10 protein-coding genes are annotated in these 14100 nt (G+C 33.5%); 1 reads left to right on the top strand and 9 read right to left on the bottom strand.

Annotated features, from left to right (window positions below):
* Positions 1–156: 156 nt before the first annotated feature.
* The 5 genes from CVD28_RS04760 to CVD28_RS04740 all read right to left on the bottom strand — a co-directional run bounded on the left by CVD28_RS04760 (position 157) and on the right by CVD28_RS04740 (position 7490).
* Positions 157–1230: a copper amine oxidase N-terminal domain-containing protein gene (locus CVD28_RS04760; RefSeq protein ID WP_101591205.1), complete on the bottom strand. Its 1074-nt coding sequence runs from the start codon at positions 1228–1230 to the stop codon at positions 157–159.
* Between the two features lie 313 nt (positions 1231–1543).
* Positions 1544–2713, bottom strand: coding sequence for an SH3 domain-containing protein (locus CVD28_RS04755; protein WP_101591204.1), 1170 nt, complete (start codon positions 2711–2713; stop codon positions 1544–1546).
* A gap of 246 nt (positions 2714–2959) precedes the next feature.
* Complete coding sequence (locus CVD28_RS04750; RefSeq protein WP_101591203.1) at positions 2960–4252, bottom strand: hypothetical protein; 1293 nt, start codon at positions 4250–4252, stop codon at positions 2960–2962.
* 63 nt (positions 4253–4315) lie between these two features.
* Positions 4316–5629, bottom strand: a complete 1314-nt coding sequence (locus tag CVD28_RS04745; protein ID WP_101591202.1) for a PhoH family protein — start codon at positions 5627–5629, stop codon at positions 4316–4318.
* A gap of 733 nt (positions 5630–6362) precedes the next feature.
* A complete protein-coding gene (locus tag CVD28_RS04740) occupies positions 6363–7490 on the bottom strand; it encodes a hypothetical protein (protein WP_101591201.1) in 1128 nt (375 codons plus the stop codon).
* Between the two features lie 837 nt (positions 7491–8327).
* Here CVD28_RS04740 and CVD28_RS04735 point away from each other — a divergent pair.
* Positions 8328–9854, top strand: coding sequence for a hypothetical protein (locus tag CVD28_RS04735; protein WP_101591200.1), 1527 nt, complete (start codon positions 8328–8330; stop codon positions 9852–9854).
* 88 nt (positions 9855–9942) lie between these two features.
* Here the strand turns inward: CVD28_RS04735 and recA are convergent, their stop codons facing one another.
* From recA to recJ, 4 genes are all read right to left on the bottom strand, one after another.
* Positions 9943–10986 carry a recombinase RecA gene (recA, locus tag CVD28_RS04730; RefSeq protein WP_101591199.1) on the bottom strand — a complete coding sequence of 348 codons (1044 nt, stop codon included), beginning with the start codon at positions 10984–10986 and terminating at the stop codon, positions 9943–9945.
* Positions 10987–11008: 22 nt separating this feature from the next.
* A complete protein-coding gene (locus CVD28_RS04725) occupies positions 11009–11497 on the bottom strand; it encodes a hypothetical protein (RefSeq protein ID WP_101591198.1) in 489 nt (162 codons plus the stop codon).
* 12 nt (positions 11498–11509) lie between these two features.
* Positions 11510–12037 carry a hypothetical protein gene (locus CVD28_RS04720; protein WP_101591197.1) on the bottom strand — a complete coding sequence of 176 codons (528 nt, stop codon included), beginning with the start codon at positions 12035–12037 and terminating at the stop codon, positions 11510–11512.
* A 140-nt stretch (positions 12038–12177) separates the two neighbouring features.
* Positions 12178–13896 (bottom strand): single-stranded-DNA-specific exonuclease RecJ, encoded by a 1719-nt coding sequence (gene recJ, locus CVD28_RS04715; protein WP_257985752.1) that lies wholly within the window; start codon positions 13894–13896, stop codon positions 12178–12180.
* Positions 13897–14100: the final 204 nt, after the last annotated feature.

Below are 14100 nucleotides of genomic sequence, written 5' to 3'. Positions count from 1 at the left end.
ATATTATATTATATTTGACTATATTGAAATTAATTATTGGTTCTATCTTGTTTTAGATTTTTCTATGTATCATATACACTTTTTTTGATGATTATAAAAAATAAACAAAAAAGCCAAGAGAAAACTCTCTTAGCTTTTTTAAATGAACTATTAAACTTACTTACGACCAACTTTAAGGTAAACTGTTCCAGTAGTAGCATCGAATCCTGCTTCTACTGTTCTACCATTGGCAGTAAAGGTGTCTGGAATGTCATTACTGTTGAAATAATTCCATACACGATTGGCATCACTTCCAAAGTACAGTTTAAATAATTCCTTTGATACGATTGGAATTCGGTAAGAGGTTGCTAAACTCTTGCTTGTCCAGAATTTCCAAGTTAAATCAACTTCATAAGGGGAATCAGGACTTCGTTCAATTACATACATTGCTCCTGGATATTCAGGAAGACTGTATTTTGAACCATCATCTCTAAATCCAAGTTCATTTTTCAATGTCGCTAAATTTGTAGCATGATTTGGACTCCAAGCAGATTTTAACACTGGAGCTACCCATTCACCTGTACTTGGCTGACTTGGTTGAGTCGGCTGTTTAGGAGCAGGTTGAGTTGGTGCTGGTGCTGGTGCTGGTGCTGGTGCTGGTTGACTTGGTTTTGACGGTTTTGGTTCAGGTTGCTTTGGCTGACTTGGTGCTGGTTGTGTTGGTTCTGATGGTTTTGGTTCTTCTTTAGTTGGTGCTGGAATTGTACCAACATAAATCACTGTATTTCCACCTTCATTGACAACCTTTACTGGATAAGTCATTCCTTTGGAATCAGAAAGAAATTCAACAGGAACATACACTTGTCCATTTTTAAAAATCGCCTTTGCATTAACAGGAACAATTACTTGGTTCAATTGTTTTGTTTTCAATGGAACAATTTTACCGTTAAAAATAGCTCTTGCTTGATTCGCCTTCACACTAACCACAGTACCATTTTTCTGTTGAATGACTACCTTTTGTTGATTAGAAATAGAAGTAACTTCATCTCCCATCTTTTGAGAAATTTCATTTAATGGGACATAAGTATGTCCATTTTGGACAAATGGAGCATTTCCAGTATTATCACCATTCACTTTCACTACATCAGCAGTTCCAGAGAACGATAGATAAGAAATGACCATTATCATAGCCATAATGACAGCTACGACTTTAAAATTGAATAGATTTTGCAAGTTAGATTTTACTCGCATGTGAATCCCTCCTTGATTATTTGGTTGCTATTAAGCAAACGCCTTGTTTATAAAATACTTTTTATTATAGATTCTTACAGTTTGTTCTATAACTGTAAAAGCCTTTAAACACTTTGATTTAATTGAGTTAAAAATCAAGGTTCAAGGCAATATGTATTGCCTATAATCAATATATCATCTATTTAGAATTTGGTCAAGTATTTTTTACAAATAAATATAAATTTGATATCTTCGATTTGTTTTTGTAAATTTATTTTTATACAGAAAAAGCTAAGAGAAAATTCTCTTAGCCTTTTAAAATCAACTATTAAACTTACTTACGACCAACTTTAAGGTAAACTGTTCCAGTAGTAGCATCGAATCCTGCTTTTACTGTTCTACCATTGGCAGTAAAGGTGTCTGGAATGTCATTACTGTTGAAATAATTCCATACACGATTGGCATCACTTCCAAAGTACAGTTTAAATAATTCCTTTGATACGATTGGAATTCGGTAAGAGGTTGGTAAACTCTTGCTTGTCCAGAATTTCCAAGTTAAATCAACTTCATAAGGGGAATCAGGACTTCGTTCGATTACATACATCGCTCCTGGATATTCAGGAAGACTGTATTTTGAACCATCATCTCTAAATCCAAGTTCATTTTTTAATGTCGCTAAATTTGTAGCATGGTTAGAACTCCAAGAAGACTTCAATACTGGTGCTACCCAACCATTAACACTTCCACCTGTACTTGGATTAGAAGGTTTAGGAGCTACGTATTTTCCCATTTTCACATACTTAGCAATAACCCAACCTTTTGTCTTCCCATAGCCAACTTGATACCAACCATTTTGAGAAGCATAAACATAGACGTTTTGATTCTTCTTCAATGTACCAAGTGATTTACCTTTAGTATTTTGAGAAGTATAAACCCTTTGGTCAGAAATCATATGTCCATCTTTATTTACCTTTACAGCAGGGGGTACATACTTGCCGATTTTTACATTTTTAGCAATAACCCAACCTTTTGTCTTCCCATAGCCAATTTGATACCAACCGTTTTGAGAAGCGTAAATATAAACATTTTGGTTTTTCTTGATTGAACCAAGTGTTTTACCTTTCGTATTTTGAGAAGTGTAAACTTTTTGGTCAATGGCAGAATGTCCGTCTTTGTTCACTTTAACAGGTGGTGCTACATATTTACCCATTTTAACATTCTTAGTTGGAATCCAACCTTTTTTACTTCCAATCTTTACTTGATACCAGCTATTTTGTTGACCATAAACGTAAATGTTTTGGTTTTTATTTAATGTACCAAGTGATTTAGATTTTGTACTTTGAGATGTATAAACCTTTTGAACCACTGTTGAATGTGCATCTTTGTTTATTGTTGTATATGTTCCAGAAAACGAAAGATACGAAATGACCATAAACATTGCGATAAGAACCGCAATTACCTTGACGCTCAACAATTTATTGAGCAAATTTGATTTTCCTTGCATAAAAATTCCTCCTTAAATACTTGTTTACTATTTTAGTAAACTCCTTATTTTTGTAACCTCATTTATTATAGATAGTTTTAGAAAATTTACTTGCCTGATTTTCACAAAACATAGAAAAAGAGGTGTATAAGGTTTGAAAGTAATATCTATTTCATATATTCAGACTATCATTGAATATTGCTGTGGTCAAGTATTTTTTACAAAAAAAATAACCCCTCTATCAAATTAATAGAGGGGAAGGGAGACTTACTCTGTTCCAGTTGTTCGTTCCATTGCTTTTACTTGAGCTTTGAATCCTTTTAAAATAGATTCAAAAGAACTTACACCGATTTTATCTCCTTTGTTTTGAACCACAATGATTTTATTTTCAAGAAGAACCAAGAATCTATCTTTGTCTTCTACTGCTTTACCACCGCTTCTAATCGCTAATTGGAAAAGAACATCACGTTGTTGCTGATACGTAATTGTACCGTCTTTGCTTACTATCATATCGGTTTCATAGAAGTAAGGCTCTTTTTCTGTTCTATCCAATGTATATTGTAGGGTTAGATTGCTTGTATTAGCAGTTTCTTGACTTGAAGTGTTACCGCTATTACCAAAGTAAGAGCTATTATCACTTACGCCACCATTTAGATTCATTCCTGAACCAGCAGGGGAAGGTTGAACTTTGCTAAAGTCATAAGGGCTTTCAGTACCATTGTGACCGTCATCATTATCTACAATTAACACTGTACAGAAAGTAGCATCATAACCTGTAACCAACTCTTTCGATACCGTTGAATTTTTACCCTCAACTGTTTTGGTGGTCACTTTGTAACACTTGCTACCAACTGTTTGATATTCATATTCCAAAGTGAAATCTTCCTCTGGTAAAGCATCAGGATTTGGCTTTGGCGTTTCTTTGTCAGGAAGAGGATATCCCACTTTATAATCTCCTGTATCTACATCAATATAAGGTGCAAAAACTTCTCCTGGAAGTCTTGACCAGTCAAACCCATAATTAGGAATTCCTTGTGGGTCATTCTTGAAGTATTCTAACAGGTTCTCTCCCATTGTTTTATCGGTTGCTTCTAAGATAGTCATATATTTATCCTTGATTTTGCCTTCTGGTAACTCAAAAACAAGAGCATGAGCTAACTTATAGTCGGGTTCTATTAAACTTTCTGTTACACGATTAATAGAAGTATCAACAAAATATAGTCCATATTTTACTTTAGCATCGTTATCTGATAATCCGTCAATCCAAAAGAACATTTCATCTAATAAATTGTCTTTTTCTTCGGATTTATACCCGCTTGACCAAGGAAGTTCAATTAAGGTGTCGATTGCTTTCTTCACATCTGCCTCCAACGCAGTCTGCTTTGCCTTATCAACAGCCTCTTTCGCTTCTTTTAATTGTTGGTCATATAGTTCATCATCTTGTGAGTAGTAAAGCGTATTTGCAATACTTTCAAGTCCTAACAAGTTTAACGTATAAGGGTTTGCTACCAATGCCACTCCTGTAACTGCTAAAGTAGCTGTTTTCCATTTCTTTTTCAATGGACAACCTCCTTTCAAATAATCTATTTTCTAAAACTTATCTATTATATACAAGTTTTATAATTATAATTTTCTTGCTCCGAATTCAGCTAAACGACCACGTTGATTTCTATTATCAATATCTAATGTGATGTGACCGATAAAATCTTCTTCTTTACCAGTTTCAATCAAATGAATCATACCATTGTTGTAACGGTTTAAGTTTCTATCATCAATTTGGTCTACGTCACCTGTTACAATTAGCTTAGAAGTGTCTGTTAAGCGTGTAACAATACTTTTCATAGTGTGGCGATTTGTATTTTGTCCTTCATCCAGAATGACTCTTTTATCGAAAATACTCATACCACGAATATGAGCGAGAGGGAAGAACATGAGAATGTCTTCATTGATTAATTGTTCTACTTTTTGGTCTACTGAAATGCGTTGAGAAGCACGATAAAGGTCTTCTTTAAAGATTTCTTCGACTGCAGAGTATAACGGTTGGAAATGTGGTTTTAATTTGTCGTTTAGACTGCCTGGATAGAATCCCAATTCTTCTTTTGAATCAATCGCAATAGTCGGTTTTGTATAATACAGTTTATTGGCTAATTTGTTGTCAATGGATGAAAAGGCGTAATCAACTGGTAAAAGAGTTTTTCCTCTTCCTGCAGTACCCAATGCTGAAACACATAACACTTCAGGGTCTAATAGCAAGTACAAGAACATTTTTTGCTCTAAATTTCGTGGGCGTAATTTCATGCCTTTGAAATTCATTTTGTCAAAATAAACAGGTAAGATTCTATTTTTCTTACAAATACCGATACCTACGTGTTGAGGATTCCATTCACTTTCCATGATGACAAATTCGTTTGGATATAAACCATATTCATTTTCGAGTTTTTCTCTATAAAGAAGTTCTATTTTGTTTTCTGGAACAATGATTTTACGGTATCCTTTATAGATTTCAGTTTTAATCATATCGGCTTCATAATCTTCAGCTTTTACGAAATCTCTTGCAAGTACACGCATCATTCTATCTCTGGAAATGAGAATAGCATTTTCATTCTTAGCACATGCAATGATTTTATAATCATTTTTGTCCATAATAAGAGATTGCTTGATTTCTTTGTTTTCAATTTTATAGCTTGTCCGAATTAGTATGTTTCCTATTTTAACTCCCTGACGAAGAGGGGATATTTGAGATAATTCATCTAATTGTTCTGCAACTTTTCTTGCATAATAACCTCTTTCAGAATTTTCCTCTTTTAGAATGTTGATTTCTTCATGAACTACCGAAGGAATAATAACCTCCTCAATATCTTGCAAATCTTGGAATTTGCTAATCCACTCAATATCATAAATAGGAATACTTGTATCTAAAACGACTTTCTTTGACAATAGAACATCTCCTCTCGATTATTGTTTATAGTCAAAATCCTGCTACTCTCATAGTAAGATTTCTTTTTACTTTATGCAATACGAAATCGGTTTAATCAGTTTGTAGAAGAAAGCAGTCATATAAATGATAGAGTGCGAATATAGATAAATGGAGTTATAATGATAGGGAAGGGGGTTAATCAAAGACAGAGAATCTATCTGTTAAAGATAATAACTATTACTTTCATTCTTTTATCTATTTAAACAAAAATAATATAAAAGATTATATAGGTATTTTTTTAAGGGTTCTTTAAAGATTAAAACCAGAAGTTTAGCAAATGGAAAACACGAAACCCCTTCATACACATGACTTAGACCTCTTTTTTACCCTCATGATTTTTTCCAAGCATTTTACACTTTATTTCTACTGTGAGTATTTTTTTTAACTATGTGAACATTTATTTTTCAACTGTGATTATCTTTATTTTTTATGTGAATATGATTTGTTCTCCTGTGATTATCTATCTTTCTTATGTGATTATTATTTTTTCTTATACCGTATTAATATTTCCACTGTGGATAGAATGTGAATAAAATGTGGATAAAAACGTGGATAAAATGAAGGGTAAAATAAAAAGACTTTGCATAAAAAAGGGGAGAGATACCCTAATCAAGCAAAATCTTTTATAGATTATCCTTTTATTTATATATTTTGAATAAAATGGAAGTTTCAGGCACGATAAATAAACGTAGATTAAGCTACATTTTGAAAAATACCTTTGATAAAGTTGTTCCGAATGACAGTCCGAATAAACCCACCGACATTGTTAATTTTTTCAGGGGTTGATTGATTGCGTTGGAAATCTATATAAATATCCAATGCCTCTATTACAAGGTCTACACCATATTCCATTGAAAGGTGAGAAAGGTCTTCAGTATCAGAATCCAATAGTTCAACAGATTCCTCACCAGCCATAAACAAGCCCCGATTCACGTCAATCATATGACCAGTAATCGTGCTCTTAAACTCTTCCTCTTTTTGTTGCTTCTGTACTTTCCCATTAAATTCATCTTTTAATGAAATAAACAAGCCTTTATCGGTTGCTTCAAAATCAAAAATGTGTTTGGTTTTCAACAACAATTCATCAATGATTTTTTTATGATTGATATTAGAAGGCATGAATCTCTTTATGTCATTGTAGCTGTAATAACATTGTTCTTTCTGCTTTAGTTCTACCTCATTGTCATATTGCAATAAAGCACGAATCGCTAATCGCATAGAGTTTACATTATCTAATGTAACAAGAGCTTCTAAGAAGTTTTTGCTCATTTGGACATAACCAGTTCCACCTTCCATTTTAGTAAGGTGGTAGTCTTCATATCCTTGAATGTCCACGCTAAATAAATCTGAACTATAATGAGTAATAGAAATCAGACCTAACTCAACAAAGCGTTTGTTGTTGTTTTTAATCGTTTTTACTGTACAATCAAATTTCTCTGCTAATTGTTTAGCCGATACAAAAGGAACAACTCCACGAGAATCCACGCCTAAAAAATGATAGCTTACTAATTGCAGAAGTTGGTATTTAGACAGTCTATTATCCTCTACTACCAATTCCTTTTTAATGTTATATTTGTGGCGTTCATTCATGTACACAACTTTAGGTGTTTTCATTTGGCGATTATGTAGGCAATTTTCCATACAGACATTTCTCTTTTTCTCCACATCAAAGCGGAATAATGGACAGTCAGTAGGGCAAGAATCAAAATCTATTTCTTCTACAATCATTTCCTCTTTGTAATTTTGACATACTCCTGCTACCATGACTAACAGCTTTTTTCCAACCTTGCCAATTTCTTTGAATGGAATCTCTTTCACCAATGAAAACACCTCCTCATTTACTAAATAAATTTATTAAAACTCTCAAAATTCATTGTAGTAGATATCCTTTTCTTTGTCTAAACAGCAAAAATATGTCACAGAGTACGGATAAAAATAGACTTTGGCTAAAAAGAAGTTGGTATAGCACTCTTTGTTATTTTTTTCTATCAGTTTGTCACAGAGTACGGATTACGATAGACAAGAAGGAAAATCCATTCACATCAAGACATTAAAGAAAAAACAATGGAAATATGTTGATTCAAGAAAAGAAATTCATCTTTTTTCAAAAAGCAAAAATTTTTTTGTGTTAAAAACTCCACACAGTACGGAACTTTTTAGACTTTGAAGCAAATTTTATCAAAATATGTCACAAAGTACGGAGATTAATCGACAAGCAATCTCAAATATAAGGGAATTCAATTCTTAAAAAATTAATTAAAAATTTTATGTCACACAGTACGGAAAAAAGATGACAATGAACTTAAACTTACTTCTGATAAGGTTTTTATGAAAGTTCGAGTGTTTTTTTTATATAATAATTTCCTTTTTTAAAATGTTGTTTGGTACAAATACCTATGAAAATTTGCAAAAATTCCACATAGTACGGAGAAAAATAGACAATGGCTGAAATCTGTCATAGAGTACGGAACTTTTTAAACTCCCGACAGAGCGGTATGTCACAAAGTACGGAACTATTCAGACTTGGATTCATTCAGAATTATTCTATTAACTATTTCATAGAGGGAAATACCTAAAAAATCTATTTCCAGCTTATAGAGTATCCATAAAGTCGGTGTTATAATGTAAGAAAATAAGCAGTAAAGAGGTGGGAAGATAGTGGAATTATCCAAATCTCTTGTATTAGATATTACTCAATTTATTCATGATAAGTTTTACGATGTGTATAAAGAATATATACAAGAAAAGAGAGACAACGATTTTCAAGAATATCTTGAAGAAGTAATGGCAGAAACATGGAATGAGATTTTTAACTTAATAGAGATAACCGATGATTATTTGTTACAAATTAAACAAAAAAGATTACTGAATAAAAAACGGTGGGTAAAAAAAGAATTAGAAGACGTGAAAGATGATAATAAGAGGATAGGCTTTAACAAACAAGTGCTACTGACTGCACGTTTATTTTATGAAGAATTTCAACAAAATGAGATTGCTTGTTTATCTGCTTATGAATATAAAACCTTTAAAGAATATAAAAAATCCAAAATAGAAGAACTTGTGAAATGGAGAGATGATTCAGAGACTTTTGTTTGTGATTATCTCTATTTAGAAAGCAAGAAATGGAATCAAATAGAAATTTCTTTGAAAAATGATATACGGTATCTCATGATTAAAGAAGTAAAAGAAAGATACTCACAGGATACTGGAAATGAGATTCTTTCTATACCGAACACTATGACCAAAGTCCCTTATGACTGGTCAAATAAAGCTCGTTTGAATGATAGTAATATTGTAAAAAAGATAGTAGATGGAAAAGAAGCGGATTACTTTCGGGATGTTCGCATATTAGATGATAGTACCGTATTGGAATCGCACTTAGCAGTAGAATCTTTAAAAGAGGGATTATTGAAAGCAAGTTTTAAAACATTAAATTCTACTGACCAACGAGTTCTTTTATATCTGATGTCCATTAAGGATGAAGAGTTTTATCGAACAGGGAAAATGGTTGTTAGAATAGGAGATATTGTACGTGGTATCAATCTAACAGACGGTGAAAAAAATTACACTACCGTTAAGCAAAGTATTATCAAAATGAAATTTTTAGACACTGCAGTAATAGACAAAAGTCTTCGCATGGTAAATGTGAGTATCTTTTTAAGTGCAGAGATTGTACCTGAAAACGAATTAAATAAATTCGATATGTCTCATATTATAAATGCAAAGGACTCAACAGAACTTATTTCTAACAGAAAGAAAAAGATAGAGTTTGCTGTTCTTCATTTTAGTGATGCGTTGGTCAGGGAAATTGTGAAAAACGAAACAACCAGCGTATATAAAAATGTATTTAACCAGTTTACTTCAAGGGCTTCTCAACTTTTAATTTATCCACTTCAAGGTGAAAGGATTGCTTGTTGGAGGGCAAATCCTGACGATGAAGAATTGACATTTCAAGTGAATTTAAACTATTTCAAAAAGATTATTTTATTCACAACAAATAGACGTGATAGGCAGATTAAAGTGATAGAAGAAGGCTTAAACGAAATTGTGAAATGTGATTTTATTATCAAAACATATGAACGAATAGGAGATAAGTTTACGATTACTTTTTATCCTTTAACAATAAAAGAACAAGAGGACTTACTGGACAATAATAAACCGATTTCTTTATTAGAAGCACCTTAAACAAAGGGGAGGAGATTGCTATTCCTTCTCTTTTTGTTTACAAAAAAATACAGACTATGTTATATATAGTCTGTATCTTTATTAAGAATTATTCTTCAACAAGTTCTTCTTGTTCTGAATCTACTTCAATAGAGTTATCTACTACAATGGATGAACCCATTAGTTTTCCTTTGATTTCTTCATAGATAGAAGGGTTGTCACGAAGGAATTGTTTTGCATTTTCACGACCTTGCCCCATGCGTTCGTCATTATAAGAATACCAAGAACCCGATTTTACAATCACATCTTCGTCTGCACCCATATCAAGGACTTCTCCATATGAGTCGATACCTTGTCCATACATAATGTCAAACTCAACAGTTTTAAATGGAGGAGCAACTTTATTCTTTACAACTTTTACTTTTGTCTTGTTACCAATCATATCTTGACCATTTTTCAAGACTTCTGCACGTCTTACTTCTAAACGGACAGAGGCATAAAACTTGAGTGCTCGACCACCAGGAGTTGTCTCAGGGTTTCCGAACATAACGCCAACTTTCTCACGAATTTGGTTTATAAAGATAGCAACAACTTTTGATTTATTGATTGCACCAGAAAGTTTACGAAGAGCTTGTGACATCAATCGTGCTTGAAGACCTACGTGAGATTGCCCCATATCGCCTTCAATTTCAGCTTTTGGCACAAGTGCGGCCACTGAATCGACTACGAGAACATCAATTGCACCAGAACGAACCAACGCTTCTGCAATTTCAAGAGCTTGTTCACCTGTATCTGGCTGTGATAATAGTAGGTCATCAATATTTACACCTAACGCCTGTGCATATACAGGGTCAAGGGCATGTTCGGCATCGATAAACGCACAAGTACCGCCTTGTTTTTGTGCTTCTGCAATGGCATGTAGGGCAACGGTTGTTTTACCTGACGATTCGGGACCGTAAATTTCGATAATACGACCTTTTGGATGACCACCAATTCCAAGAGCTTTATCCAAGTAAATAGAACCTGTCGGAAGGGCTTCAACTGTCATATCAGACTTTTCACCCAATTTCATGATAGAACCTTTACCAAATTGTTTTTCAATGTTTTTTAACGCCATTTGTAGGGATGCTTGTTTATCACTTGTTAATGTCATTAGTGTAATTCTCTCCTTTTCTTTAATCCATAGTTTTATATGTCATGGTGTTGATACCTTTACCATAGAGCTTATAGCAATGCCAAAACGACTTTTCAAAAAAGACCTTTTGAGCAATCACTTGTTTCTGGAAAATCGTAAATTCTTTTGCTTTCCATTTGGCTTTCTTGATTTCCAGTTCCAATTCTTCATTCGGAACTTTTTTATCAAAATAGGCATTAAGCCTATCAGCTTCCATTTGATAGTCCAATGTTTTTGCTTGGATAAAATTCTCTACATCGGACATGTAGTTACTCCAAAGATTACATTCCGTCATTACCTGAAAAATTTCGTACAAATCATGGTCTTGTAAACGGAAATATCTCATGACAACTTCTTTGTAACCTTTAAAATTCAGATTTAAATTCTCTTCTTTTAAATAGAAGTTAATCTTTTTTGCCATATCCTCAAACCTTAAAGGGGATTGGCTTTTCTTTTTTCTTCCACTTGAGCCTTCTTTATACGTTTTCATATAAAAACCCCCTTATCTTTGGGGCTGTTGGGAAGACATTGGAGAAGGGGTTGATTTGTTAGCCCATTCGCAAGTAGCCTTACAATGGTAGTAACCTCTTTCCAAGAATTTAATTTTCGCTTCCAATTCATCATGGAAGGCTTTAAGCGTATTTCTCTTTTTTCTTGCGTCAATTACTCTTGGGTCTTTATTTGATAAACGCTCTCCATTTGCCACTTTGACTGAATCGGCTTCAATAGAAGAGGTTGCTTGAACTTCGATTTTATCTGTTTCAGCATCCAAATAGACTTTTTGAATAAGGTTCGCAATACTTGAAAAGTATTCAGACCAAGCATTTAACTCTTTCGTTAATCGCCAAGCCTTTTCTACCTCATGTTCTTGCATATTTGCATAATCAATGAGCGTATCTGTATATCCTGCAAAGTTCAGATTGATACCGTCTTTTTTTAGATACACATACGACATTCGTACTAACATTTCAAAATAACTCATTTCTTTTCCATCCTCTGTTTTTAGAGGTGTTACAGGTGGCTTCGCCAAGTTATTTCCCCCTCTCCATATGTAATGCTTATAGTCTTATTATAGATAGTTTATTGCCTATTGTCAATTATTTTTTACTCAAATATAAGAAAGAAAAGAGCCTCAAAAAATGAAGCTCCTTGCCTGTTTATCTTATGGTTTTATGTTGTTGGAACAGGTTGCTGAACCTTTAGGTAATTATCTCCATCTACAATAAATTGAAGAGAAACATTTCCTCTAAAGACATTTAATTGAGGGAATCCAATTGCTTTGATTTCTGATGGCTCTCCCATTGCTTTAAATCGTTCTGCTTCGCTCCACATAATGAGAGATACTTTATTTCCACCTAATTTTACGTGTTGTTTTTCTGAACCCATATAGAATGGTTTGTCACCCTTGAAATTTTCCATTACCAAAATTGGTTTAGGAAAAGATTCTCCGAATGGTTCAAGTTCTTTTAAATCATCCACAATATCAAGTTCAATTGTTTTAGCATCAAGTCTTGCATCGACATGATATTTTTTTACAAAGTCATCTTCTGTTAGCCATTTGTCAGCTAAATCATTTACTGCTTTTTCAAAACCTTCTAATTGGTCTAAACGAATGGATAATCCAGCGGCCTTTGCGTGTCCACCACCGCCAACCATATGTTCTTTGACGATTTTAAAGGAATCCTTAAGATGAAAATTATCAATGCTTCGTGATGAACCTTTTAATAGTCCATCATGGTTTTTCGTAAAAACGAAAGTAGGGCGGTTGTATTTCTCTTTTAATCGACCAGCAATTAATCCCACAATACCCTCATGGAAATCATCTGAATAAACAACAATGACCTTTTTTAAGCCTTTTTCAGTAATCATTTCTTCAGCACGTTCACACATTTCTTGTGTCATGCCTTTTCGTTTTTCATTGAGGTCTTTTAGATAAATGATACTCTCACGAATTTCGTCTTCATCTTCTGTAAAGAACATTTCAATCGCTCTACGTGGGTCTCCATCTAATCGACCAATTGCATTTATCATTGGTACATAGATAAATCCTAATGTCCAGTGAGCATTAATTTCTTTTGCTTCTGTTACTTCTTGGAAGATACGGAACACAGCACGTTTGTTATCACGAATCATTTTTAGACCTTCCTGAACCATCACACGATTTTCATCTACTAATGGTACAATATCTCCCACAGTTGCTAATGCAACAATATCCAACGTATCATAAACTGGTTCAAGCGGAAGTTCCATTTCCCAAAATAGAAGAAGCATTAATTTGAAAGCAACTCCTGCACCACATAATCCTTTAAATGGATACTCACAATCATGGCGTTTTGGGTCTACAACTGCATGGGCGTTAGGAAGGGTGTCTCCTTGCTCATGGTGGTCAGTTACAACCACTTTCAATCCTTTATCAAGAGCATGTTGAACACCTTCAAATGCCATAATTCCGTTATCACAAGTAACAATTAATTTTGTATTAGGATGATGCTCCAAGATTTGGTCTACACCAGAAGGCATCATTCCATAACCTTGTGTAAAACGGTTATTTGTATAGAATTCTGCTTTTGCTCCTGCTTTGCGTAAAAGAGAAGTCATAACAACTGCACTGTTTACACCGTCACTGTCATAGTCACTATAAACAACGATTTCTTCACCATTCTCTATAGCTTCTTTAATAATAGCGACTGCTGTTTCTGCATCTTTCATTAATCGAGTATCATGTAGAGCATTATCCATGTTCGCAAAAAGGAATGATTCAATTTCGTCTGCTTGAGTGTATCCACGATTAACTAAAATTTGTAGCACAATGTCGGAAACACCAGTCAAACGCTTGTCCTTCTTTAATTCATCTATTTTGTTTTTGGAATAAATCCATTTCTTTTTCAAGATATTTCCTCCTTTAATTTCGGATTTTAATGCAATGTTGTTTGATATATAAAGCCATTATATGCTTCAGCTAAGAGGGTTAGTTTAAAAAACATAAATGTATTATACCATAAAAAGGTTTTACAGTAAATTATATTTTACACAATCAAATTTTTATACAAAAAACATGAGTAAGGCATTGATAAAAGGGTAGATTAAAAGGGG

The sequence above is a fragment of the Bacillus sp. M6-12 genome, from assembly GCF_002860285.1.
Taxonomy (GTDB): Bacteria; Bacillota; Bacilli; order Bacillales; family DSM-1321; genus Peribacillus.
The sequence above is the reverse complement of the archived record's forward strand: the minus strand, read 5'-3'. Positions and strand labels throughout refer to the sequence as shown.

Excerpts from the sequence above, each read along its gene's own strand:
- CVD28_RS04760 (WP_101591205.1), bottom strand. The coding sequence starts at position 1,230 with ATGCGAGTAAAATCTAACTTGCAAAATCTATTCAATTTTAAAGTCGTA.
- CVD28_RS04755 (WP_101591204.1), bottom strand. The coding sequence starts at position 2,713 with ATGCAAGGAAAATCAAATTTGCTCAATAAATTGTTGAGCGTCAAGGTA.
- recA (WP_101591199.1), bottom strand. The coding sequence starts at position 10,986 with ATGACATTAACAAGTGATAAACAAGCATCCCTACAAATGGCGTTAAAA.
- CVD28_RS04725 (WP_101591198.1), bottom strand. The coding sequence starts at position 11,497 with ATGAAAACGTATAAAGAAGGCTCAAGTGGAAGAAAAAAGAAAAGCCAA.